Raw genomic sequence first — 24,154 nt, 5'->3', positions numbered from 1 at the left:
GCTAATGTCCGAATCTAAAACATTGGCTTCATCCCAATCTATTTCACAGCAACGTATTTCGCCATTACATAGCGCCACACTCATATCACCCACACAAACGGCGGTTAAGTGCAATGGACAAGACATCAGCTACGCGAGCTTAAGCCAAATGGTGCTGGGCTTGGGTGAGCAGCTCACGCGCATCGGCGTTGGCCAAGGGCAATCACTGGCGTGTATCAGTCGTAATAATCTAGAGATGATTTGCCTGTATTGGGCCTGTGTGGATATTGGTGCCATCTTCTTTCCTATCTCGCCGCGTTTTCCGCTGGCGCAAGTTCAAGGGCTTATCGATAGCCACCAAATCCCTTTCTATTGGAGCGAAGATGAGCTGGCTTTATCAGGCTGTCATCAACTCACGCTAGATTTTAGTCTAGGCGTGGCTCCAAACGCTGGCCTAACCGCGACAGCTTTTGATATTTATCGTCCTAGTAATGTGATTTTAACCTCTGGCTCTAGCGGCTTTCCCAAGGCGGCCGTACACAATCTTGCGAATCACATTGCCAATGCCGAGGGCGCCCGCAGCCTGATCCCGCTGGTAGCTGGTGATGCTTGGTTATTATCATTACCGCTGTTTCATATTGGCGGCCTTGCAATACTCAACCGCTGCGCCCTAGTCGCGGCGACTGTGGTGCTGCCAGATCTCGCGCTCCCGCTACAGGTACAAATCGAGCGCGATGCGTTAACCCATATGTCCCTCGTACCGACCCAGTTAGTCAATTTGCTCACTGACAAACAGGCCTCGCTCCACAGTATTAAAGCCCTGCTACTCGGTGGCGGTGCAGTTTCTATCGATTTACTTAAGCAACTCGAACAGCGCCATATTGCCAGCTTTACTAGCTACGGTATGACGGAAATGGGCTCGCAAATCACCACTGGCCCCGCGCTGAGCGATGGTAGCAGCGGTAAATTACTCCCAAGGCGTGAGCTTAACATTGTCGATGGGGTGATTTGGGTTAGGGGCGAATGCTTATTTATGGGCTATCTCACTGATAAGGGAATAGAAAAGCCACTTGATGCCGACGGTTGGTTTTATACCAAGGACAGAGGCGAATGGGATGCTAACGGCAATCTTAAGATCCTTGGCCGCGTCGATAATATGTTTATTAGCGGCGGCGAAAACATTCAACCAGAAGAGATTGAAGCGGCACTCAAACTTCATCCGCTAATAGATGAGGCAATCGTCTTCCCTCAGCCCGATCCCCTCTTCGGCCAGCTCCCCGCGGCTATTATTCGCGGTGACATTTTCCACGCTAAGACTATCAGCAGCGATGCAAGCCGCAGCCACACCAGCCAAGAGATGAGTGCGATAGAGGCCGAGCTCGAAGTCTTTCTCGCCGACAAAATCGCCCGCTTTAAACGACCGCGCCGCTATTACCCTTGGCCAGAAAATGCCGAGCAAACAGGCCTAAAAGTGAATCGGCAACCGTTGATTGCCATCATCCAATCCAAGTCTTGATGATTTCGGCCACAAAAAAACCTGCCGAAGCAGGTTTTTTGTTTCTAACATCGAAATAAATTGCAGCCTAATTAGGCTTCCATACAAGCCTTAAGCTTGTTCATGGCGTTTTTCTCTAACTGGCGAATACGCTCAGCTGACACTTGATAGGTTTCTGCCAATTCCTGCAGTGTGGTTTTATCATCGTCTAACCAACGGGCACGCAGAATATGCTGGCTACGCTCGTCTAAGGTTTTGATGGCCGACAATAAACGACCTTGGGCATTAGATTCCCAGTTATCGTTTTCGATGTTTTCGGCTAAATCCGATGAATGATCTTCAAGATATTGCACTGGGGCAAAATCCTGCTCATCATCGTTGTCACTGCTCAGATCAAACGCAGGATCCTGCGCCGCCATACGTGATTCCATCTCAGTCACATCGGCCTTAGAGACACCTAAGTTTTCTGCGACCATTGCGACTTCATCATCGCTAAACCAACCGAGGCGAGTTTTCGCTTTACGGATATTAAAGAACAGCTTACGTTGCGCTTTGGTGGTAGCGACTTTAACAATGCGCCAGTTTTTCAGCACATATTCGTGAATTTCAGCTTTAATCCAGTGCACAGCAAAAGACACTAGACGGACGCCTACATCGGGATCGAAACGCTTAACCGCTTTCATCAGACCGATGTTGCCTTCTTGGATCAAATCCGCCTGCGGCAGACCGTAACCTGAGTAGCCCTTAGCAACATGCACCACAAAACGTAAGTGCGACATAATCAGTTGCTTCGCTGCTTGCAGATCACCCGTTTCCTGCAAACGCTTGGCTAACTCATACTCAGTCTCAGCGTCTAACATTGTCATGCTAGTCACTGAATGGATATAAGCTTCTAAACTACTGCTGCCCTGAGGGACTGTTAGTGCCATTGATTGCGTTTGAAAGGTCATTCGCGCTCCTACTTTCTTGCTACTTATCAAATATAAGTCGATTTCATCCTATGGTTTCACTCAAAACACCCTAAGGATGAGCTAACGAACTATCGGCTAATTGACAGAGTATGTCAACCTTCGCTCGTCTGGGGTGTTACTTTTAACCCCGTTGAATAGACATTGCAAGTGAACAAAAGTTCATCGCCAGCCATATTTATCAAGGTATTTAAACTATAAACGATTGATCATTAAGAAGGTTCAATCGATCTTAAATGTTGCCTTACCGAAAGATAAGAACCTAGCCAACCTAAAAAAGAAGCCAAGCCCACTAATTGTAGCAGTTCGGTAAAGGTCAGAGACTTCATCTCTAGCTGACTACCATACAAACCAAGCAATTCGGCTAGGGCAGAATCCAGATACCAAACCAACAAGTTAATGATAAGCCAAGCTAATACACCGCCAATCACTCCGTACCAAATACCGGTATAAAGGAAGGGACGTTGAATAAATGCCTCAGTTGCCCCGACTAACTTCATCACTTCTATTTCACTACGGCGATTCATAATGGCTAAGCGAATCGTGTTACCTATCACTAATACCACCGCCAAGACGAGTAACGCCGCAATCGCCATTACCGTGCGTTCGAGTAAACGCACCACAGCCTGTAGCCGCTCTAACCATTCAATATCTAAGCGACCAAAACTGATTTCAGGCTCGCGCTCAAGCTTAGTCAATAATTCGCGAGCTCCCACTGGCGTGGAATAGCGCTGGGTTGGTGTCACGGTAATTACCGCGGGAAGCGGATTTTTATCAAGATAGGCTAACGCTTCACCAAATCCAGATAGACGCTGAAACTCCTCAAGCGCTTGATTGCGGTCGATATACTGTACCTTTTCTACCTCGGGATAAGCGCGGATACGCGTTAACAAACTTTGAATAGTCTGCTCGCTGCGATTTTCATCGATAAAAAGTGAAATCTCCGCCGCGCTATTCCAAGAAGTGGTAATAGTCTCGGCATTTTTAACTAGCACTTGCAATGCTGCGGGCAAGCTTAAGCTCACCCCAAGCACAGCCATCGTCATCAAAGAAGAAACGGGACTGCGCCATAACTCGCCCATACTCGCCATGGCTTGCTGCACATGACGAATAAAAAACATCACGATGCGCCCTGAAATGGGCAACTTACTGCGCGTTAATTTGGCGTTATCACTCATAGCGCATTACCTCGAGCAGTCGCGTGTCCATGATGTAATTCCTGGGCACCGAGCATACGCCCTTGCTTCAATGTAAAAGTGCGGTATTTCATCCGCGCGATCAGTCCCAGATCGTGGGTGGCAATGAGCACGCTAGTGCCTGCATCGTTAAAGGTTTCGAATAGGCGCAAAATATCCATCGACAATTTAGGGTCCAAGTTGCCCGTCGGTTCGTCGGCCAGCAATAGTGGCGGTTTATTAACGATCGCGCGGGCGATACCGACACGTTGCTGCTCACCACCGGATAACATGATGGGGTTATGGCGCTCTTTGCCATATAAACCCACCATATCCAACGCGCCAGCGACCCGTTTGCGGATCTCGCCATGGGAGAAACCTTCAATCACTAATGGTAAGGCAACATTGTCGAATACGCTTCTGTCCATCAATAGATGATGGTTTTGGAAAATCATCCCAATATTGCGACGCAAATAGGGCACGTGTTTGGGGCTGATTTTGGCAATATCGTGGCCATTAATCGCCACACGGCCAGTGGTGGCGCGCTCGATCACTGTGATTAATTTCAACAGGGTACTCTTACCCGCGCCCGAATGGCCGGTTAAGAATGCCATTTCACCTTTTTGTAGATGAAAATTCACTTCCTCCAGCGCCATTTGGCCACCAGGATAAATCTTACTGACCTGCTGAAAATCAATCATAAATTAGCTATCCGCTTTCTCTTGAGTGAACAAGGCATCAATAAATTCTTTAGAATTAAAGGTACGCAAATCATCAATTTGCTCACCCACGCCAATATAACGTAGCGGGATTTTAAACTTGTCGGCAATCGCAAACACCACGCCGCCCTTGGCGGTACCGTCGAGCTTGCTGATGGTCATGCCGGTAACGCCAACGGCTTCTTGGAATAACTGCGCCTGGCTAATCGCATTTTGGCCAGTGCTCGCATCTAAGGTCAGCATCACTTCGTGCGGCGCTTCTGGGTCGAGTTTCTTCATCACTCGCACCACTTTCTTTAACTCTTCCATCAGATGTGACTTGTTTTGTAAGCGACCCGCTGTATCAGCAATTAATACATCAATTTTTCGGGCTTTAGCCGCTTGCAGCGCATCAAAAAGTACCGAGGCACTGTCGGCGCCGGTATGTTGGGCTATCACAGGGATATTATTGCGTTGGCCCCAAACTTGTAATTGCTCCACCGCCGCTGCGCGGAAGGTATCACCCGCGGCTAACATCACAGACTTACCTTGGCGCTGGTATTGCTTTGCCAGTTTGCCAATCGTGGTGGTTTTACCCACACCGTTAACACCGACCATAAGAATCACAAAAGGACCATTGGTATTTTCAGGCACTAATGGGATTGCCACAGGATCGAGTGTCTTTTGCATTTCATCACGCAGCAGATCGTAGAGTGCTTCGGCATCCTTTAATTGCTTGCGCGACGCGTGTTCGGTCAGGCTCTGAATAAGGCGTGAAGTAGTTTCGACACCCACGTCGGCGATTAAAAGCTGTTCTTCCAACTCTTCAAACAGTTCATCGTCGATTTTTTTACCACGGAATAACCCGATGAAACCGCTACCAATATTTTCGCTAGTACGCATTAAGCCGCGTTTTAGACGCGCGAAGAAGCTTTCTTTGGCGGGTTTTGCCTGAGGTTCGGGTTGTTGCTCAAGGGGTTGTTCAGCTTGGACCTGTGCAGCGGCAAGTCGCTCTGCTTCTGCTTGGGCTTCAGCGGCCTGTTCTTCGGCAACTCTTTCGGCTTGTGCTTGTTCAGCGGCTAACTGCTCTGCCTGCGCTTGCTCCGCTGCTAAGCGCGCGGTTTCGGCCGCCTGTTGTTCGGCTAAATGTGCAGCTTGTTCTTCGGCAACACGCTGTGCCTCTGCTTGGGCTTTTGCGGCTTGTTCTGCGGCGACTCTTTCCGCTTGGGCATTTTCAGCGGCTAACTGCTCTGCCTGCGCTTGCTCCGCTGCTAAGCGCGCGGCTTCAGCCGCCTGTTGTTCGGCTAAATGTGAAGCTTGTTCTTCGGCAACACGCTGTGCCTCTGCTTGGGCTTTTGCGGCTTGTTCTGCAGCAACTCTTTCCGCTTCTGCTTTTTCGGCCGCTAATTTGTCGGCTAGAGCCTGTTCGGCGGCCGCCTTTTCAGCCGCGAGACGGGCTTCTTCAGCTTGCTGCTTTGCTAATGCTTCGGCTTGCTCGGTTTGCGATGGAGTAGAGACTGGGGTTTGCTCGACAACCTCATCTTGTGATTTATCTTTACGAAACCAGGAGAAAAAACCTTTCTTTGCCATGTGTAATTCCAGCGCTCTACTTCAGTGTTGAATTTAAAATAAGACCCTGCCGTTATACCAGATTACCGCGGCAATTACGCCCAAAAAGTCGGCAATTAGTTCTGCTCTATCAGCCTTCTCACCTTTTACTAGGAGTTTGATATAAAATAGTGGCCTTTATAAAGGTGGCATAGTCTACCACTTTCTTTCTTCAGGCAAAATCACGGGGGCACTTTGGCTAATAATCGTGCAAACAACAAGCAAGTGACCAAGGGTCAAACGGCCAACAAGAAAGCCGGTAGCGGCCAAGTGCGGATCATTGCTGGGCAATGGCGTTCGCGCAAACTGCCCATCCATGATTTAGACGGCCTGCGGCCGACAACAGATAGAGTCCGCGAAACCCTGTTTAACTGGCTTGCCAATGATATTGCCCACGCAAGGGTGCTCGACTGCTTTGGTGGCAGCGGCGCCTTGGCGCTTGAGTCTCTCTCACGCTATGCCAGTTATGCCAAGATTATCGAGTTGCAACGTCCTGCCGCCATGCAACTTAAAGCGAATCTCAATACCCTCAAGTGCGACAATGCCGAGGTACTCAACGCCGATACCTTAGTCGTGCTGCAAAATGGCTGCGAGCAAGGGTTTGATGTGGTGTTTATCGATCCACCTTTCCGTAAAGGCTTAGCAGAAAAAACCATTCAGCTGTTGGACAGCCAAGGTTGGCTTAATGATGGTGCGCTAATTTATGTGGAGGTTGAGTCGGAATTAACCCAAATGGCAGTCCCTGCGACTTGGCAACCGCTCAAAGACAAAACCGCAGGGCAAGTTAGCTATCACTTATATCAATACCAAGCCGAAGACTCTCCCGCTAACACCAAGGAATAGCATGTCGTTACTGATTAATATGGGCAAAGCCATCACCCTAATCGCGTGGCTGATGATGGCTTATAACCTTGTTATGCCTTTTGCTGGCAATATCGGCATTATTCTCAATATCTTGCTTGGCATTACTTGCTTGATGCATTGCTTCCAAGTTGCCATCTTCCATATGCTGTTTAAAAACTTGCTGACACTACGCAAGCAAGATTATCTGCAAGTGTTTATCTTCGGCGTATTTAGTTTATTGAGCTATCGTCGACAGGTGTTGGCGCAGGCGAAAGCGCACTAAACCTTTGTCGAAAGGCACTCGGTGTTAAACCGGTAATACGAGTAAACGCTTTGCGACAGGCGCTCACATCCTCATAGCCAACTTGGTGCGCTATGGTCTCGAAACTCAGTAGACTATTTTCGAGTAAGTCACAGGCCTTTTGGATCCTGAGTTTTTGTAGGTATTCATTAGGCTTATGCCCTGTCGCTTTCACAAAACGTCGCAAAAAAGTTCGCTCGCCCATACAGCACTGCTGCGCCAAAACCGCAACACTCATCGGCTCACCATAGTCGGTTTGTAGGCGATTTTGCAGACCCAAGATCACAGCATCCCCATGATCTCGTTTAGGTAAAAACTGTTGGTAATAACGCTGTTCACGCCCACCGGTATCGATAACAAGGTACTTACCCAGTTGGCGCATGACTTTCACATGGCAAAACTGCGCGACTAACTCTAGCCCCAAGTCGAGCCAGGACATCATGCCAGCAGCCGTGATGATATCGCCCTCGTTGACCATGATTTTTTCGATCTCGAGTTTCACCTGTGGATATTGGGTCTCAAACGTTTCCACTAATCCCCAATGGGTTGTCGCCTTGCGGCCATTGAGTAAACCCGCTGCGGCCAGCACAAATGCTCCCGCACAGGCAGAACAGAGAATAGCTCCTCGGGCATGTTGCTGCTGTAACCATAATCGCAATGAAGGCGCTGCATTGAAGTAAAGCTCAGTCTCGATGCTCGGCGGGATAATCACTAACTGATAGCGATCTTCGAGATTCATCTCCTCTAGGGATAACCGAGTCACAGCAAAGCAACTTGAGCCTAGGGATTTATTTTCGTCAGCTAACATCAGCTTATTAGCCACCAGCAACATCTCTTCTAAGCCAAATACGGCTGAAGTTAAACAACCGGGTATGGCTAATATCGCCACTTTTAATGGGGATGGCTCGGCAAAATTTGTCAATTTAAGCACCATAGATGTCATTTCTGCCACTCTTAATGGCAATGAATCTACCGCAAACTCTCCTTCGAAGACATCTTTTGCAAGAGAAAACGAACAGGAGAAAAATATGTCGAGCTTAAACCAGATCCCAGAGAACAGCGCCTTAGTGATTATTGATGTGCAGAATGACTACTTTCCCCATGGGGCTTACCCACAATGGCAAGTCGATGAGACATTAGCGCGCACCTTGCACTCGGTGCAATGTGCCCAGCAACAGGCGATACCGATTATTCTCGTGCAGCATATAGCCGATACTGCTCAGGGTGACGCCCCCTTTTTTAACCCACACACTCAAGGAGTTGAAATCCATCCTGCGCTTTTAGCTGAGCTACCCAATGCCCCAATTGTGGTAAAACAATTTGCCGACAGTTTCGATGGCACAGAGCTAGCCAACTTACTCCAAGATATGCAAATCAAGCATTTACTCTTATGCGGTATCATGACTCAAAACTGCGTGACCCATACAGCGCTATCACCCGCGGCACAAGCCTATTCAGTGCAAGTGATTGCCGATGCCTGCACAGCTCCCACACAAATGGTGCATCAAATTTCGCTAAGCGCCTTGTCCCGCAGAGTGGCATTAATCAATAGCCAAGACTTATAAGACGAGAAAGCAAAAAGCCCTCGGAAGAGGGCTTTTTATTTGAATATCAAGCTATTGAAGCGCTAAACCTTATCCTTTTGGATAGGGGTGAGCAACACCTTTGTGGCAGTCCACGCAGGTCTTTCTTGCTTCAGGATCTTTCTTGAAGTTGTTGGTGTGCATTCTCACAGCCATTGGCTTCATTGTTTCAGGTTGATTTTCATAAATACGAGTATGGCAATGTTGACAGTTAGCAGAGTCATTACCACGGAAGTAAGCTAAAGCTTTGTCAGCTTGCTCTTTGCGGTTTTCGTCTAACCAAGCTTGAGTGTTAAAACCATCGATAGTTAAGAAACCATATAAGTCTTTAGATACGATGATTTTCTTGATCAAGTAATCCACTGGAGCATGTGGTAAGTGGCAGTCTTGACATTGTACGGTCACACCAGCACGGCCACCGCCATGGGCAGAAGCTAACACTTCATTTTTCAATGAGTGGTTGCTATGGCAGCTCATACAGAATGCGTCTTCACTCGTCGCATGTAAGGTTTGTTGGGTTGCAAAGTAGCCCACAACACCAATAACGATACCAACAACCAGTAGCGCTAGGATGGAATATTTCGCGCTGGGTTTAAATAGTGCACGCCAGTTCATCACTCTATCTCCGAAAATATGGTCAAAATTAGTTTTTATAAGACTATTTTATATTTTTTCATTTATTAGAAATTTGATTTCAAGCCTAAAATGCCGATTAATGTAAACTTAAAAGCGCAAAATGAGACTTAGCTCTAACTCTGAATAATACGACTCGCTAAAACCAGCTTAGCAGAGCATTAGGGTACTTCAACTCTCACTAATACATTCATCATTATGCTAAGCGACAAATGATTAAGTACTACCTTAAGAAGCTAAGGCAATGAAATCATTTTTAGAATACAAAAATGTGATCAAGACGACATTTAACCTTTGCTATAAAAGCCTGACGCCTAAAACTAAACTCAAAATGAAACTTTTTATGCAATTTGTTGGTCTTTAAGAGTAGGTACATTGGCAACGGTTTTTTTATGGCTAAGTTTTGGATTACCATAGCACTGTTATTTTCACTTATCGCTCAGTCGGCGATGGTGAATGCTATGCCAACTTCAGCGATGAATGACTTTCACGATATATCCAGCATGCAAATGGTTGATGGCAAAATAAATTGCACTATGCCCGATTGCCCCCCAGACGAATGCATGTTGCATTGCCAAGACTCTCTTACCAATCATTGCAAAACTCATTGCCTTGCACAGCTTTATCTCTCAACATCACAACCACAACTCGCGTTGATGAGTCATGCTAGTAATCGTATTACGAACAAAAGCTGGGCGATTCAAACCGCCGACCTTGGGTTGACCACACCACCACCCAACTCCGATTTGCTGTAACCGATCTTAATCATTAAATCGATTCAATCGCTCGCGAAGCCGCCACCACGATTTGGCGCTCACGCGAACACGCAAATTTTGGAGTTTATTATGAAAACGACCTTATTTAGTAAAATTTTCGTTGGCGTTACATTCGTCATCAGTACTATTGCTATCAGCATGACGGCGAGTGCTGCGACCTTGAAAGGCACTGATACACTCAATGTGGTCAGCATTAATGGCCAAGCTACTAAATCCTTTAAACCAGTACAACTACCTGAAGGTAAAGTGCTAATTGAAGTAAAATATCAAGATCTATTCAGTTATCGCGCCGATGATAGTGGCACTTGGGTGAAGTCTGAGCCTCTATTCTTTACCCTAGATGTTGCACCACAGTCGAATTACCAGATCAGCACTCCAACATTAACTAGCGAGGCTGATGCCAAACGTTTTATCAATAACCCTCGTATACAGCTCAGTGTAGATGGTGCCACACCACTGCCACTCGTCTTGCAAAATCACAGTCAGTTAATGGCAGAGATCTTGCGAAATCAGGTCGCTAGATAATCCAACCTTAGGAGCGATGAGCTGAGGCATTAACTAAAATGTGAGTTAACGCATTGCAGCATAATGCCTCTGTGCTAGAATCCAAGCGTTCATTATCTGGAATTATTATGCATCAAACACTTAGTCGTTATTTATTAGTCATATTCACTTTACTCGCATTGGTCGGGCAAGGTGTTGTGTCTAATGGACACGCTATGGTGATGCGCTCAATGGAAATGGGCGCTATGCAAGGAATGGATCACGCGGCAATGATGCAAATGAACACCGAGCACCACGCTGACGCCAGTGCAATGGCCAATACAAATTGCTGTAACGATCAAATGCTTCCCGGCGCAAAACAGCATTGTTGTAATGGCACCACGTCCTGTCTTAACGATTGTGGACATTGCTTGACGATCTCAGTTGCTGGTACGCTTTTCAGTCCACATCTTTGGCCCAGTGTGAGTCTGAGTGATACCCCTATGGCCACTCCTATGCCTCATTTCCACTCTATCTCTTTATCGTCGGCCTTCAAGCCACCGATAGCCTAGTCCTAGCCTCATTGTGCCCTTTTTTCAGGGCGAACCAAGCTAACTATTTATTTTGCCGTTTATTGTGGTGCCCTCTTCTCAAGCACCCAGAGTAAAGCTAAAACGTTGACTGTGCGCGATGCTACTCATTGCATCAATTTTGAGTATGCACTCAAGAAATAAGCTCAATCACGTTTTATGCTCTCATATTCGGCCCTAAAACCCGATGGAGTGAATAATATGAAAACCTTAACTAATCTTGCCTTAGTTGCATTTTTAATGACCAGCACCAGTGTGTTTGCTACAGCAACACCCCATGAGCATCACCACAACAATGCCGCGCCACAGGAACAAGCTGTAGCCTATGTCTGCCCAATGCATCCCGAAGTTACAGGTAACAAAGACGATACTTGCCCTAAATGTGGCATGAATTTAGAGCCTAAAGCGACGACAGAAAAAATGGCTGACGGTGCAATGCACAAAGATCACGCGCACCACTAAGCTAGGCTGGAGATGAGGCATATGAACCAATTTTACAAAGTAAAAAAACCGTGCACTAAGGCTGTGTTGATACTCAGTAGCCTTCTGCTGGGCACACCTTGGTTAACCCAGGCTCAGCTTGCTGATCCTGCGGCTCAATCAGAGGCGGGGCATCAGCATAACAGCAATAGCGCCAATCAAGTCAAAACATATACTTGCCCTATGCACCCTGAAGTAGAAAGCCATGAACCCGGCCGCTGCCCTAAGTGCAATATGTTCCTCGTTGAGAAGGAAGAAACAAGCAATACTGCACAACATGAGGAACATCAATCACATACACAAAATACCAACGCGGCTCAAGTGTTTGATACTCCAACGCCTAAAGCCAATAACTTAGTCAAAAATCAAAATTCTGGCGCAACGATTAAGTATGTATGCCCAATGCATGCCCACATCATTAGTGATTTTCCAGGCACTTGCCCTATTTGTGGGATGAATTTAGAGAAGGTCGAAACAGGCGGCAATACGCAGGAAATTAACATTAATGTCTCTGGCGGTATGCAACAAGCACTTGCCCTTAAAGTCGCCAACGTTGAGCGCGATACCCTATGGAAGTTTGTCGAAACCGTGGGTCAAATAGACTATGACGAGAGCCAGATCAGCCATATTCATGCCCGCGTTACTGGCTGGGTTGAAAAGCTAATGGTTAAATCCATGGGGGATACCGTCAAAAAGGGGCAGCTACTTTATGAGATCTACTCACCCGATTTAGTCAATGCTCAGGATGATTATCTGCTCGCCTTAGATACAGCGAAAACCTCCGGTAGCCAAAGATACCAAGATCTGGTTCGCAGGGCAGGCTTAAGGCTGTCGTTCTTAGGGTTTAACGAACAACAAATCAAACAATTAGCCAGCTCACGCCAAACCCAATATCGAGTACCGTTTTACGCGCAACAGGAAGGTGTTGTCGAAACACTCTCCATCCGTGACGGTATGTATATTGAGCCTTCTACTGAAGTCATGTCATTGGTCGATCTTTCTAAGGTATGGGTCATCGCCGATGTGTTTGAAAATGAACAAAGCTGGATTAGGGTTGGGCAAAAAGCCGAAGTCTCTGTGCCCGCGATGAATATCAACGGTATAGAAGGCACGGTTGACTATATCTATCCCGAGCTAGACCCTGTTACCCGTAGTTTGAGAGTGCGCGTGGTACTAAATAATACCGATGTCTCTTTAAGACCCAAGACACTCGCTAAGGTTTCGCTCTTTGGCGGCCCAAATAAGGATGTACTCGTGATCCCACAGGAAGCGCTCATCCAAACGGGTAAAGAAAACCGCGTAATAGTCAAACAAGCCGATGACAGCTTTATCGCAAAAGCTGTCACTGTAGGCATGATGAGCCAAGGCAAGGCCGAGATAGTCTCGGGCCTAAGCGAAGGTGAACGTGTCGTCACCTCAGGGCAATTCCTGCTCGACTCCGAGGCCAGCCTCAAGGGCAGCCTGATGCGTTTAAGCAGCGGTCATCAGCACTAGGAGCGCATTATGTTGAAATATATTATCGAGTCCTCGATCAGACAAAGACTTATGGTGTTAATTATCGCCATCATGGTTACTGTCTGGGGCGTGCAGGAGTTGCGTAAAACGCCACTCGATGCCCTGCCGGATTTATCCGACGTGCAGGTGATCATTAAGACCCCTTATCCAGGGCAAGCACCAAAACTGGTTGAAGAACAAGTGACTTACCCATTATCGACCGCCATGCTAGCCGTCCCCGGTGCAAAAACCGTGCGGGGTTTCTCGATGTTTGGTGACTCTTATGTGTATGTGATCTTCGAGGATGGCACCGACATCTATTGGGCACGTTCGCGGGTGTTGGAGTATTTAAGCCAGATCAGCAGTCGCTTACCTCAAGGGGTACAACCCTCACTCGGCCCTGATGCCTCAGGTGTGGGCTGGGTGTTTGAGTACGCGCTGGTCGATCGCTCCGGCAACTTAGACCTCTCGCAACTTAAAAGCCTACAGGATTGGTATCTCAAACTCGAGTTGCAAAGTGTTGCCGGTGTCTCCGAAGTCGCAACCGTCGGCGGTATGGAGCAGACCTATCAGATCGTGCTCGAGCCAGACAATATGGCGATCTATAAACTCGATATCGCCACCGTCAAAGAGGCGATAGAAAGAGCCAATAGCGAAGCTGGTGGTTCAGTGGTCGAAATGGCCGAAGCCGAATATATGGTGCGCGCCAAGGGTTATCGTCAAACATTAGCTGATTTTCGTGAAATCCCATTAGGGATTACTAGCCCTTCCGGAACAGCTTTACTACTCAAAGATGTCGCTACCGTGCGCAAAGGCCCCGCTGCTCGCCGCGGTATTGCCGAGCTTGATGGCGAAGGCGAAGTCGTGGGCGGCATTGTGGTGATGCGGTACGGTGAAAACGCGCTTTCCACTATCGATGCGGTTAAAGCTAAACTGGAAGAGTTAAAAACAGGTCTGCCTGAAGGGGTGGAAATCATTCCAACCTATGACCGCTCTCAATTAATTCAAAAGTCTGTCGACAACCTATTCAGCAAAGTCATTGAAGAAATGTTGGTAGTGGGCTTGGTTTGCCTATTATTTTTACTGCATGCACGCTCAACATTGGTCGCGGTGATTACTTTACCGCTGTCGATTCTTATTGCCTTTATTGTGATGAATAAAATGGGGGTGAATGCCAATATTATGAGTCTTGGTGGCATCGCTATTGCCATCGGTGCTGTAGTGGATGGTGCGATCGTCATGATCGAAAACCTACACAAACATTTAGAGCACTTTAAAACCGAACATCAACGCGAACCGTCGGTTAAAGAACACTGGGAAATTGTTAGCGCAGCTTCTATCGAAGTGGGCCCTGCACTGTTTTTCTCACTGATTATTATCACCTTAAGTTTTGTACCCGTATTTGCGCTAGAAGCGCAGGAAGGACGCTTATTTGCGCCACTGGCTTACACTAAAACCTTTGCCATGGCGGCAGCGGCATTATTATCCATTACGCTAGTGCCAATTCTGATGGGTTACTTTATTCGTGGAAAAATTCCTAGCGAGCGCAGTAATCCCATCAGCCGAGTGCTAATTGCCCTGTATCAACCGTCGTTGAAACTGGTGTTGAAGTTTCCAAAAGTAACCCTACTACTTGCTTTAATGGCACTGGCCAGTGCTTGGTATCCCATGACTCGTATGGGTAGCGAGTTTATGCCTGCGCTTGAAGAAGGCGATTTACTCTATATGCCAACGTCATTGCCAGGCATTAGCGCCAGCAAAGCCGCCGAAGTGCTACAACAGACGGATCGTTTGATTAAAACCGTCCCTGAAGTCGCTCGCGTATTTGGTAAAGTGGGGCGGGCCGAAACGGCGACAGATCCTGCGCCACTCACCATGCTCGAAACCACAATCATGCTAAAACCCCACAACGAATGGCGTGAAGGCATGACCTTAGATGGCATCATTAATCAGTTACAGCAGACGGTAAAAGTGCCTGGCCTCACAAACGCTTGGGTACAACCGATTAAGACACGTATCGATATGCTATCAACGGGCATTAAAACCCCCGTGGGCATTAAAATTACCGGTGCAGATGTCAATGAGCTGCAAGCCCTAGGCACCAAAATTGAGGCTATCTTAAGCAAGGTCCCACACACTAAATCGGCCTATGCAGAACGGAGTGGTGGTGGACGCTACATCGATATCACGCCAAAACTGGATGTTGCCGCTCGTTATGGTATGTCATTACAAGATATTCAGGATGTAGTGCGTTACGCCATCGGTGGTATGGATATTGGCGAGTCCGTACAAGGTGCTGAGCGTTACCCTATTAACCTGCGCTATCCAAGAGAGCTGCGTGACAATATCGAGAAACTACGTGAATTACCTGTGATCACTAAATCGGGAAATTACTTACCACTTCGCAATTTAGCCGATATCGAAATCACCGATGGTGCACCAATGCTCACCAGCGAAAACGGGCGCTTAATCTCTTGGGTATTTATCGATATTGAGGGCACTTCTATTGGGGAATACATTAACACCGCGAAGCAAGCTTTAAATGCCGAACTCAAAATGCCGCCCCGTTATAGCTACAGCTTTGCGGGCCAGTACGAGTATATGCAACGGGTCGATGCCAAACTAAAGCAAGTCATCCCAATGGCATTAGGAGTCATCTTTATCCTACTGATGATGACCTTTGGCTCTACCATGCAAGCGAGCATGATCATGCTGAGTCTACCCTTTGCCTTAGTCGGCAGCACTTGGCTATTGTATCTACTGGATTACAACATCTCTGTTGCCGTCGCTGTTGGTATGATTGCCCTTGCTGGGGTAGCAGCAGAATTTGGGGTGATTATGTTGGTCTATTTAAATAACGCCATCAAACATCGACAGGAGAAAAACCTTTACCACAGCGTTGAAGACTTAAAAGAAGCCTTGATAGAAGGTGCGGTCATGCGGATACGTCCTAAAGCGATGACAGTTGCCACCATCTTCTTCGGCCTACTCCCCATTATGTGGGGCGCAGGTTCGGGTAACGATGTGATGCAAAAAATCGCCGCCCCTATGGTCGGTGGAATGGTGACAGCACCAATACTGTCGTTGTTTGTACTGCCGGCACTGTATCTTCTCATTTACTCGCGTAAATTAAAGCAAGACGCAGTTCACTGATAGTACAGGCATAAAAAATCCCCCAAACCATAATAGTCTGGGGGATTTTTATTCAACCGCATTTAAAAGGGGTTATTGAACCGTGTTAACAAACACAGGGTTAGAATAGAACCACAGGTCGTTATAGTTACGATCATTAATCTTGTTATACCAAGACTGTACCGATTCACCTTCAGCTTGATTAATCACAGCTGACTTCAAAGGATTACCTCTTTCCGTCAGATTAGCTTGGTTATAATCTAAATTAGTCCCACGCAGACGGAAATATTGATGCCGATCCGCGATAAAACTGTAACTCATACTGTAGTAGCTATCGGCATCTTTATGCCAGTCGGCACGAGTAAAGGTTTTAACGACTAAGGTTGAATCGTTTGTTTCTTTTCTGTAAGCCGCGGTCCCAGGCTCAGCACGCTGACCCACGTTACCCGCAATCAAGTCTATGTGGTTTACACCAGGGTTAATTCCAGCATAAATTTCATTACCTATATCGGACTCTTTATTATTCAACGCCGGACTTTTAAAGCGGATAGTGAGTGTTAACTTATCGCCAGGTTTAGCCACTAAAGTTTGTCCCATGGTAACGCTATTCTTATTGCCATTTTCAAGCTTAAAATCCAAGGCATCGATCAAGTCACCAAACACAGAAAAGCTATTGCCCGAGCGTAATCCCTTCAAAAGCGCTGTAGTATCTTTGCCATCGACCCAAGTGTAACTTTTCGCATATTCACCGGGATAATAACTACTGGCGTAGGGAGTACGTGTTTTGAAGTGGATATCCGAGTTACCCATGTTCCAAATTCGACGACCTTCACCCAATAATGCATCCCACCAGCCACCAACCTCAGCAACAACCGGATCGACGCCGCCGTACACACCACTACTACGCTCACCATAGTCACCACGGTTACCACTGAACTGGCCACCGACAAGACCCTCAACCATAAAGAAAACATTCGGAGCAACATCGTTCAGCTCTCTAACATCTTGAATCGTATAACTGGATAAATAACGACGAGGATGATTTAGCATCCCGTAGCTGCTGTCTGGATAATGAGTCTCTAACCACTTCAAAGCAGCAATAGCATCCTCGTGAGTCTTATTTTGACGGGTATCCCCCGCAGCCGTCCATGCAGCAACATCTTTGGGATCAAAGTTCGTAATATCATTTTTACTACTAAATCGGTACTCAAAGGTCTTAACCGCAGACAGAACTTTGGCTTCATCACCTAAAATACCAATGTTAAAGTGCTCATGGGTTGGCATATCCCACTCAAAACTTGAATAAGCAATCTTGCCCTCATAGTTAGGCATGTTCTTCTTTAAACCGGGAATTTCATACTGAGTTAACGCATCGTAAAACAGTAATCCACCGACGTCGTTATCATCATTATCTTGACTGTTGTTACGCATATGATTTGATAATGAAACATAGTCTAAACCGAAGTCACCAAAGGCCCATTTCAAAATATCAGACTGGGTTTCACGAGCATCCTGCGAAACCGCAGTGTGAACGTGTAAGTCACCTTTTAGCCAACGCCCACTGGGCTCAATGGGTGTAGGATCAGTCTTATCAGAGTCAGAATTACAACCAGATAGCACTACTAGAGACGATAATAAAACAACATTGAGATTTATGACCTTATGCATGAATAACCTCTTTATATTCAAAAGTTTTAGCAATAAAACCCGAATATAAGTCGAATGCATGACACCCTAATGACACTGATGTTTGCGATCCATAAAATAAGCCTCTCTGTTTACAACGCTTATATGTACCATTAACGCAGCGCACCACAGAATTGACTCGACTCACTGCTGTAGAAAGGATGCCATCACATGACTAAGCCATCTTGTTTAATCATCAGCCAAATATGGCCACAAAGACTTTTCCTTAAAAAACGATTACATGTTTTACTCGCTTCGTTCAGTTTATGCTCTGCACTAATCATGTCAGCAGCACCCGCATATGCCGCCCCCGCCACAGGGGAGTTTATTGCCAATAAACGCTGTGAGTTGTTTCAGTCTAAAAATAAACAAACCAATCCCGATAATTGGCAGAGCAATATAGGGGAACGTTATCCCGTTACGGAGATTTTAGGAAACAGCGTCAATCCTGACTGGATTCGCGTCCGCACCAATGCCATCAGTTCACCGTTACGCTGGATTAAAGGTGATTGTGGACAATACAATACCAATGTAGCGGCGGCAGAGACTTATCAGCCAAACTCAACCAAAGAGCCTGCGCAAACCACTACAGCCTCTGATATCAAAGCCATCAATCGTGAAAGCCTAAAAGAACGAGGTACGCCGGAAAAACGCCAAGGCCATGTGTGTCAAATCGAGGATAATTACGACTCCCATGTGCTTGCCTTAAGTTGGCAAAGCACCTTTTGTGAACTCTATGGCAGTCGTAAAGCAGAATGCCGCGCCTTAAGCCAAACCAGTGATGCGCCTCAATGGCAACACTTTAGCCTGCATGGCCTCTGGCCTAATCGCCAGCAATGTGGCACTCGTTACGGCTTTTGCAGCAGCGTAAAACAACAACCAAGTGATTTTTGCGATTATCCTGAAGTACCACTCAATGCCTCTGTGCAAAAGAATCTGGAAGAAGTGATGCCAAGTGCTCGCTACGGCACCTGTTTAGAACGCCATGAATGGTGGAAGCACGGTACCTGTCGTAATCAAGACCCCAATGACTATTTTTTACTGGCGACTCAGCTGACGCAGGAAGTCAATGCCTCGACATGGGTACAACAATTTATCCATGAAAGAATTGGTAAAAAAGTCACACAACAAGAGTTGAATCAAAGCTTTGATACTAGCTTCGGTAAAGGTGCACACACTAAGATCACGCTTGATTGCGCCAAGGGACTCTTAAGCGAAATCCGGATTAATCTTCCACAAGAGATCAAGCTATCAGACTCAATTCCGAGCCTACTTGCTAAAGCACCCAAGGCGAAAAAGACTAACTGTCCGGACCCACTCTCTATCGACAAACCAAACTAACTTAACCTGAACTTGGGGGGTAACGAGTGTCGAAAAAATCTAAATTTAACAAACCAAATTAATAACATAAACCATTGTTTTTAAAATACAATCTTTTCTAGCTGAATGCGCAGATTTTTGTGCATATCAAGGCGCTCTGTCGTATGCCATAGCGAGCTATGGTTAGACAGAGCAACGCAGAGAGGCCCGAAAAGATGCCTATTCAGCGGCGCTACTTATCTCTGCTCAGGTTAACTTATTGGTTTTCATTTTGGGATAGGTGTATTACTGCGAAAGTAGCGCCTTGGGCGTCAGCAATCACCGCAAAACGTCCCACATCAGGGATATCGCTTGGCGGCACGCATAGCTGTGCGCCCAGCCCCTGCGCCTTAACGGCAAAAGCATCACAATCCGCCACCACAAAATAAGGCATCCAATGGGCGGGGATCTCGCCCCATTCCGGCATCATTTTCATCATGCCCCCCATAGACTGACCGTCAATTTGCCACTCGGTGTAATCGATGCCGGGCACATGACTGGGGAGCGCGGCCCAAGGAAACACTTGAGTGTAAAAACTGGCTTCAGCGCTAGGTTCACGGCAAGCCAGCTCCACCCAACACAGGGTATTTTCTTCACCTTGGCGACGTGAGCCCGAGTGGTTTTTCGCTTGCCACAGGGCAAAGCGTGCTCCTTCGGGATCGCTCACCTGCGCCATCACGCCCGCATCCCCCACCACATGCGGTCCCATGTGCAATTGCCCACCCGCAGCCAGGATGGCGGCAACCGTCGCTTCGATATCCTTAACCGCAAAATAGATCCGCCAATGGCTAGGGATCTGTGGTTCCGACTCAGGGATTTGATACATGGCCCCTAAATCGTCCCCCTCCAGATTGAACAGCGAGAAATGACCATTAGGAATTGCCATTTCCACCGCATTCCAACCAAACAGCGCATGGTAAAAACCCTGTGCACCCTGCCAGTCATGGCTCGCCAATTCGACCCAACAGGCCTGTCCCTGTGCGTACTGAGTAATCCTCATTGCAGACTCCAATCAAACAGATAATGTGTTCGAGTTAAGCTGGAGTTTATGCAACTGTCCAGTTTTGGCGGTAAAAAGATGAATACAAAGAAAAAGCCCTCTATTTGAGGGCTTGATTTGCGAGCGAAATACTTAGGAGAACTGTGGTAATAAATTCGCCATCGCGAGTAGATGACAAGCACCCGTCACGACACCAAACAACACCACAAGGATAATTAACGGCGTGCCACCAAAGACCCTAAAACCTTGATGGTTAGGGAAGAGTTGTCTCGACTTGTAGGCCATCAGCGCTGGCACGATAACAGCCCATACGGTTGCCGCTAAGGCTGCAAATCCAATGGCAATTAAAAAGCCATCGGGAAACAGCAAACCAAATATGGTGGGCGGCACAAAGGTGACAATCGCCGTTTTCATCCGGCCAGAGCGCGTATCGTCGAATCCGAATAAATCGGCCAAATAATCGAATAAACCTAAGGTCACACCGAGGAAAGAAGACGCCACAGCTAAATTAGCAAATAGGGTTAACATGCTGTTTAACCAGCTGCTTTCCATTACTTTCGACAAGGCGCCGACTAACACACCCATATTGCCACCCTGGGCAATAATCTCACTAAACTGGCTGCGGGGAATATTGCCCATAGTGGCGACCAACCAGCAGGCATAAATGATCAGCGCGATAAAAGTCCCGACAAAAATGGCTTTGAAAATGGTCGATGAATCTTTGCCATAATACTTCACCAGACTCGGCACATTTCCATGGTAACCAAAACTGGCTAGACCAAATGGCAAAGCCGCCCACAGATAAGGCATAAAGCTTTGCTTTCCATCCGGTTCGAGCAACTTAGTCACATCGATTTCGATCAGCAAATTACCAATCGCGAGGAAGAAAGTAATAATCATCCCGCCGAGCATAATCGTCGTAATACGATCCACCGCCTTGGTACTGATCAACACGATACAGGCGAGCACGACAGCAAATACTAATCCGGCGACACTTTGAGGCAGCTCAATCCCCATACCTTGGAGGCTATGGTTAACAATCGAGCCACCGCCACTGATGTAGGCGTAGGTTAAGATGTAGAGCACGAAGGCAATGGACACCCCATTCACGATGCGCCAAAACTGGCCTAAAGTTTCCTTGGTCAGGGTATCGAAACTCGCTCCCGGCTCGAAATGCAGGTTGGTTTCGAGCAGTAACAGTCCCGACATCAACATGCAAAACCAAATACCGAGTAACATCAGTACCGAGTAACCAAACCACATGCCAGCGCCCACGACAGGCAAAGAAAACATCCCCGCCCCTACTGTGGTACCGGCAATAATCATGGCACCACCGAGCAAAGACTTGCCCACCGGCTTATTCTTCGCCGCATTCATATGGTTAGCCATTAAGCGATATGCTCCGCGGTCACGCTGGCGACAATCGTCTGCCTTACAGAGGCTCTGAGTAAGCTATTAGCTTGATCGCGAATGCGCTCAACATCAGATTTATCTTCCTTACCAGAAAAATAACCTAACTCTTTTAGCTTAACACTCAAGGTGTTATAGAGTTTCTTATCGTAAAATTCTGGTGCGGTAATGCCATGCAGCGCCCCTAAACGTTGGGCAAGCAGATGGCTTTCAGACTCGAGATCCGAACGCTCCATCTTAGGTCTATGGGCCAGCAGATTGAAGATAATGGCATAGCGTTGCAAGGTCTCACTAACGCTGCCAGCCAACAATAACATTTGGCTGGTGTGCTCGGTCACAACCGACAACATATCGCTTTCCTGCACTAGACCTTGCTCAATAAACAGCTCAAGCACTTGATTCACATAGCTTGGGAGATCTTTGATCCCCATAAACAATTCCGCCTTCAATAACGGATAAAAGTCGTTCACTATCCCAAGGATTTGCGCTCTTGAAATCTGTTTATTATTGATTAAACAGCTGGCAATTAATGACGGAATAATAAATAAGTGAATGATATTATTGCGATAGTATGTCATTGACGTCGCTTGTTTTTCATCAATTGACACTATCTCACCCAAAGGATCGGCGTTGATGGAGAACTTGTTCAGCTCTAATCCTTGTTGTACTAAGTGCTTGCCATCACCTTCGGCAACCGACGTAAACGACGTGTAAGGCACACGCTTAAGCAGGGTCAGGTATAAATCTAACTGACGCTCGAGCAAACAACGCTCTAAGGCATTTTGCTCCGACGCCAACAACACTAAACTGGTCAAGGTAATAGAGCTGGCGGCAGCGGCGTCGTTAATCCGCGTCATCACCCGATTTGCTAACACGTTCACCGCTGGGGTTAACCAAGTCGGTTTTTGCTCAGGATCATCAGCCACTTCACTGCGCCAGTTTGGTGCCGTTTCATTCAAGAAATTTTGCAATGTAATCGGCTCACCAAAGTTGACATAACCTTGGCCAAAATTACCTAATTTACGAATAGCACCAAAGACTTGCCATACAGATTCTTTCTGTTTTTTCTTACCGCTTAGCTCTTTGTGATAGGTCGCCACTTCCATCACGTGATCGTAGCCTAAATACACAGGCACTAAGGTGACTGGGCGTTCGATACCACGCAACACACTGTTGATCGTCATAGCGATCATGCCCGTTTTCGGTGCCAATAGACGACCGGTACGAGAACGGCCACCTTCAGAGAAATACTCAACCGAATATCCCTTAGCAAACAGCTGATCGAGGTACTCACGGAACACGGCCGTATAGAGTTTGTTGCCGTTAAAACTACGGCGAATAAAGAAAGCCCCGCCACGGCGGAACAGCGGCCCCGCAGGCCAGAAGTTTAGGTTGATACCCGCAGCAATATGCGGCGGCACCATACCTTGGTAATACAGAATGTAAGATAACAGCAGGTAATCCATATGGCTGCGATGGCAGGGCACATACACAATCTCATGACCATCGTGGTGTAACTGCCGAATATGCTCGGCACCTTTGATGTTAATACCGCTGTAGAGCTTGTTCCATAACCACGTTAAAAAGCGCTCAGCAATACGTACGAGACTATCGGAATAATTCGCCGCAATTTCATCAAGATATTCAATTGCCGTTTCACGCGCTTGGGTTTCAGAAATCTTCTTGTTCGCGGCTTCTTCCTGAATCGCCTTACGTAAGGATTCAGATTTCAGCAAGGAATGGAATAACGCCTGACGATTAGGCAACACAGGCCCCGTCATCACCTTACGTTGGCGGCGGAAATGCACTCTCGCTACTCGAGCCAATTTATGGGCAATGCCCATATCGGTTCCATGTTCGTCGGCCATGTAACGCAGCGATACCGCATTAGAAAATTGCACAAAGTTATGACGACCTAAAAATAAGATCATCAAACACTTGCGTAACCAAGTAGGGTTCTCGCGCTCAAGCACTGCCGCCTTCATGGTGTCGTCTTCTTTACCCGGAGTACGACCCCAATACAGACTCACAGGCACCAGCTGGATATCTAACTCTGGCTTTTCCTTATGGACGGCCAACAAACGCATAAAACATTCGAGGAATGGCTCATTGCTGGCGCGTTCACCAAATAAAGGCTTACGACCTTCAAGGCATACCACCCGTGGCGCCACAACGCCATTCACCACCAGCGGCTCGTAAGGGCTTGGCAAACCAAGTTTCGTGGTGATCTCGCTTAACGCAGCAATATCACTCAGGGATTCTGTTTTCATTACATAAGCAAGCGGTCTGGAGGCATCCAGATTCAGATCGGCAAAGGGATCCTGTGGCACAACAATAGTGTGCACTAAGTGCTTTTGGATCCAACGTAATGATTTCAACCAAAGAGAGTCTTGTTTAGGCATTATTCTTATGCAATGTAAGTACGTTCATTAGCCCCATAGAATACCAGATTCTAGAGAAT

General features: G+C 47.1%; 21 protein-coding genes. 11 read left to right on the top strand and 10 right to left on the bottom strand.

Annotation, left to right across the window (positions count from 1 at the left end; genetic code table 11):
* Positions 1-4: 4 nt before the first annotated feature.
* Positions 5-1,495 carry an o-succinylbenzoate--CoA ligase gene (menE, locus tag KXJ80_RS03170; protein WP_218737805.1) on the top strand — a complete coding sequence of 497 codons (1,491 nt, stop codon included), beginning with the start codon at positions 5-7 and terminating at the stop codon, positions 1,493-1,495.
* Between the two features lie 71 nt (positions 1,496-1,566).
* On the opposite strand, the gene rpoH is transcribed toward menE, so the two are convergent.
* The 4 genes from rpoH to ftsY all read right to left on the bottom strand — a co-directional run bounded on the left by rpoH (position 1,567) and on the right by ftsY (position 5,905).
* Positions 1,567-2,424 carry an RNA polymerase sigma factor RpoH gene (gene rpoH / locus KXJ80_RS03165; protein ID WP_047537943.1) on the bottom strand — a complete coding sequence of 286 codons (858 nt, stop codon included), beginning with the start codon at positions 2,422-2,424 and terminating at the stop codon, positions 1,567-1,569.
* A 230-nt stretch (positions 2,425-2,654) separates the two neighbouring features.
* Positions 2,655-3,620: a permease-like cell division protein FtsX gene (gene ftsX, locus KXJ80_RS03160; RefSeq protein WP_037423624.1), complete on the bottom strand. Its 966-nt coding sequence runs from the start codon at positions 3,618-3,620 to the stop codon at positions 2,655-2,657.
* A complete protein-coding gene (gene ftsE / locus KXJ80_RS03155; protein ID WP_037423627.1) occupies positions 3,617-4,318 on the bottom strand; it encodes a cell division ATP-binding protein FtsE in 702 nt (233 codons plus the stop codon). The genes ftsX and ftsE overlap by 4 nt, the downstream gene beginning before the upstream one ends.
* 3 nt (positions 4,319-4,321) lie before the next feature.
* Positions 4,322-5,905, bottom strand: a complete 1,584-nt coding sequence (gene ftsY, locus KXJ80_RS03150) for a signal recognition particle-docking protein FtsY (RefSeq protein WP_218737804.1) — start codon at positions 5,903-5,905, stop codon at positions 4,322-4,324.
* 213 nt (positions 5,906-6,118) lie between these two features.
* Here ftsY and rsmD point away from each other — a divergent pair, with 213 nt between their 5' ends.
* A complete protein-coding gene (gene rsmD / locus KXJ80_RS03145; RefSeq protein WP_218737803.1) occupies positions 6,119-6,766 on the top strand; it encodes a 16S rRNA (guanine(966)-N(2))-methyltransferase RsmD in 648 nt (215 codons plus the stop codon).
* A gap of 1 nt (position 6,767) precedes the next feature.
* On the top strand, positions 6,768-7,049 hold the full coding sequence (locus tag KXJ80_RS03140; RefSeq protein ID WP_218678168.1) for a DUF1145 domain-containing protein: 282 nt from the start codon (positions 6,768-6,770) through the stop codon (positions 7,047-7,049).
* Here the strand turns inward: KXJ80_RS03140 and KXJ80_RS03135 are convergent.
* Positions 6,997-7,998, bottom strand: coding sequence for a GlxA family transcriptional regulator (locus KXJ80_RS03135; RefSeq protein ID WP_259474807.1), 1,002 nt, complete (start codon positions 7,996-7,998; stop codon positions 6,997-6,999). The genes KXJ80_RS03140 and KXJ80_RS03135 overlap by 53 nt on opposite strands.
* Before the next feature lie 97 nt (positions 7,999-8,095).
* Here KXJ80_RS03135 and KXJ80_RS03130 point away from each other — a divergent pair, with 97 nt between their 5' ends.
* Positions 8,096-8,632, top strand: a complete 537-nt coding sequence (locus KXJ80_RS03130; RefSeq protein ID WP_144345301.1) for a cysteine hydrolase family protein — start codon at positions 8,096-8,098, stop codon at positions 8,630-8,632.
* A gap of 69 nt (positions 8,633-8,701) precedes the next feature.
* Here the strand turns inward: KXJ80_RS03130 and cymA are convergent, their stop codons facing one another.
* Entirely contained in the window at positions 8,702-9,265 is a 564-nt protein-coding gene (gene cymA / locus KXJ80_RS03125) for a NapC/NirT family cytochrome c CymA (RefSeq protein ID WP_037423641.1), read from the bottom strand.
* A 410-nt stretch (positions 9,266-9,675) separates the two neighbouring features.
* On the opposite strand from cymA, the gene KXJ80_RS03120 reads away from it, so the two are divergent.
* The 6 genes from KXJ80_RS03120 to KXJ80_RS03095 all read left to right on the top strand — a co-directional run bounded on the left by KXJ80_RS03120 (position 9,676) and on the right by KXJ80_RS03095 (position 16,259).
* Positions 9,676-10,038 (top strand): hypothetical protein, encoded by a 363-nt coding sequence (locus KXJ80_RS03120; protein ID WP_037423644.1) that lies wholly within the window; start codon positions 9,676-9,678, stop codon positions 10,036-10,038.
* A 90-nt stretch (positions 10,039-10,128) separates the two neighbouring features.
* Positions 10,129-10,584, top strand: coding sequence for a DUF2057 family protein (locus tag KXJ80_RS03115; protein ID WP_047537918.1), 456 nt, complete (start codon positions 10,129-10,131; stop codon positions 10,582-10,584).
* Positions 10,585-10,691: 107 nt separating this feature from the next.
* The gene (locus KXJ80_RS03110) at positions 10,692-11,114 is read left to right on the top strand and encodes a hypothetical protein (protein WP_218737801.1); all 423 of its coding nucleotides are present in this window, start codon (positions 10,692-10,694) and stop codon (positions 11,112-11,114) included.
* A 219-nt stretch (positions 11,115-11,333) separates the two neighbouring features.
* Positions 11,334-11,594, top strand: coding sequence for a heavy metal-binding domain-containing protein (locus tag KXJ80_RS03105; RefSeq protein ID WP_037423654.1), 261 nt, complete (start codon positions 11,334-11,336; stop codon positions 11,592-11,594).
* A 21-nt stretch (positions 11,595-11,615) separates the two neighbouring features.
* The gene (locus tag KXJ80_RS03100; RefSeq protein WP_218737800.1) at positions 11,616-13,106 is read left to right on the top strand and encodes an efflux RND transporter periplasmic adaptor subunit; all 1,491 of its coding nucleotides are present in this window, start codon (positions 11,616-11,618) and stop codon (positions 13,104-13,106) included.
* A 9-nt stretch (positions 13,107-13,115) separates the two neighbouring features.
* Positions 13,116-16,259, top strand: coding sequence for an efflux RND transporter permease subunit (locus KXJ80_RS03095; RefSeq protein WP_218737799.1), 3,144 nt, complete (start codon positions 13,116-13,118; stop codon positions 16,257-16,259).
* Positions 16,260-16,331: 72 nt separating this feature from the next.
* Here the strand turns inward: KXJ80_RS03095 and KXJ80_RS03090 are convergent, their stop codons facing one another.
* Positions 16,332-17,906 carry a CehA/McbA family metallohydrolase domain-containing protein gene (locus tag KXJ80_RS03090; protein ID WP_218737798.1) on the bottom strand — a complete coding sequence of 525 codons (1,575 nt, stop codon included), beginning with the start codon at positions 17,904-17,906 and terminating at the stop codon, positions 16,332-16,334.
* 189 nt (positions 17,907-18,095) lie between these two features.
* Here KXJ80_RS03090 and KXJ80_RS03085 point away from each other — a divergent pair, with 189 nt between their 5' ends.
* Positions 18,096-19,265 (top strand): ribonuclease T2, encoded by a 1,170-nt coding sequence (locus KXJ80_RS03085; RefSeq protein ID WP_218737797.1) that lies wholly within the window; start codon positions 18,096-18,098, stop codon positions 19,263-19,265.
* A gap of 235 nt (positions 19,266-19,500) precedes the next feature.
* On the opposite strand, the gene KXJ80_RS03080 is transcribed toward KXJ80_RS03085, so the two are convergent.
* The 3 genes from KXJ80_RS03080 to plsB all read right to left on the bottom strand — a co-directional run bounded on the left by KXJ80_RS03080 (position 19,501) and on the right by plsB (position 24,095).
* Entirely contained in the window at positions 19,501-20,283 is a 783-nt protein-coding gene (locus KXJ80_RS03080) for a VOC family protein (protein ID WP_218737796.1), read from the bottom strand.
* A 132-nt stretch (positions 20,284-20,415) separates the two neighbouring features.
* On the bottom strand, positions 20,416-21,672 hold the full coding sequence (gene mtr / locus KXJ80_RS03075; RefSeq protein WP_037423680.1) for a tryptophan permease: 1,257 nt from the start codon (positions 21,670-21,672) through the stop codon (positions 20,416-20,418).
* Positions 21,672-24,095: a glycerol-3-phosphate 1-O-acyltransferase PlsB gene (gene plsB, locus KXJ80_RS03070; protein ID WP_218737795.1), complete on the bottom strand. Its 2,424-nt coding sequence runs from the start codon at positions 24,093-24,095 to the stop codon at positions 21,672-21,674. Before plsB ends, mtr begins: the two co-directional genes overlap by 1 nt.
* Positions 24,096-24,154: the final 59 nt, after the last annotated feature.

Source organism: Shewanella xiamenensis (assembly GCF_024971755.1).
Classification (GTDB): Bacteria; Pseudomonadota; Gammaproteobacteria; order Enterobacterales; family Shewanellaceae; genus Shewanella; species Shewanella xiamenensis.
This window is presented reverse-complemented; position numbering and strand designations above follow the sequence as displayed.

Excerpts from the sequence above, each read along its gene's own strand:
- menE (WP_218737805.1), top strand. The coding sequence starts at position 5 with ATGTCCGAATCTAAAACATTGGCTTCATCCCAATCTATTTCACAGCAA.
- rpoH (WP_047537943.1), bottom strand. The coding sequence starts at position 2,424 with ATGACCTTTCAAACGCAATCAATGGCACTAACAGTCCCTCAGGGCAGC.
- ftsX (WP_037423624.1), bottom strand. The coding sequence starts at position 3,620 with ATGAGTGATAACGCCAAATTAACGCGCAGTAAGTTGCCCATTTCAGGG.
- ftsE (WP_037423627.1), bottom strand. The coding sequence starts at position 4,318 with ATGATTGATTTTCAGCAGGTCAGTAAGATTTATCCTGGTGGCCAAATG.
- ftsY (WP_218737804.1), bottom strand. The coding sequence starts at position 5,905 with ATGGCAAAGAAAGGTTTTTTCTCCTGGTTTCGTAAAGATAAATCACAA.
- KXJ80_RS03140 (WP_218678168.1), top strand. The coding sequence starts at position 6,768 with ATGTCGTTACTGATTAATATGGGCAAAGCCATCACCCTAATCGCGTGG.
- KXJ80_RS03130 (WP_144345301.1), top strand. The coding sequence starts at position 8,096 with ATGTCGAGCTTAAACCAGATCCCAGAGAACAGCGCCTTAGTGATTATT.
- cymA (WP_037423641.1), bottom strand. The coding sequence starts at position 9,265 with ATGAACTGGCGTGCACTATTTAAACCCAGCGCGAAATATTCCATCCTA.
- KXJ80_RS03120 (WP_037423644.1), top strand. The coding sequence starts at position 9,676 with ATGGCTAAGTTTTGGATTACCATAGCACTGTTATTTTCACTTATCGCT.
- KXJ80_RS03115 (WP_047537918.1), top strand. The coding sequence starts at position 10,129 with ATGAAAACGACCTTATTTAGTAAAATTTTCGTTGGCGTTACATTCGTC.
- KXJ80_RS03110 (WP_218737801.1), top strand. The coding sequence starts at position 10,692 with ATGCATCAAACACTTAGTCGTTATTTATTAGTCATATTCACTTTACTC.
- KXJ80_RS03105 (WP_037423654.1), top strand. The coding sequence starts at position 11,334 with ATGAAAACCTTAACTAATCTTGCCTTAGTTGCATTTTTAATGACCAGC.
- KXJ80_RS03100 (WP_218737800.1), top strand. The coding sequence starts at position 11,616 with ATGAACCAATTTTACAAAGTAAAAAAACCGTGCACTAAGGCTGTGTTG.
- KXJ80_RS03095 (WP_218737799.1), top strand. The coding sequence starts at position 13,116 with ATGTTGAAATATATTATCGAGTCCTCGATCAGACAAAGACTTATGGTG.
- KXJ80_RS03090 (WP_218737798.1), bottom strand. The coding sequence starts at position 17,906 with ATGCATAAGGTCATAAATCTCAATGTTGTTTTATTATCGTCTCTAGTA.
- KXJ80_RS03085 (WP_218737797.1), top strand. The coding sequence starts at position 18,096 with ATGACTAAGCCATCTTGTTTAATCATCAGCCAAATATGGCCACAAAGA.
- KXJ80_RS03080 (WP_218737796.1), bottom strand. The coding sequence starts at position 20,283 with ATGAGGATTACTCAGTACGCACAGGGACAGGCCTGTTGGGTCGAATTG.
- mtr (WP_037423680.1), bottom strand. The coding sequence starts at position 21,672 with ATGGCTAACCATATGAATGCGGCGAAGAATAAGCCGGTGGGCAAGTCT.
- plsB (WP_218737795.1), bottom strand. The coding sequence starts at position 24,095 with ATGCCTAAACAAGACTCTCTTTGGTTGAAATCATTACGTTGGATCCAA.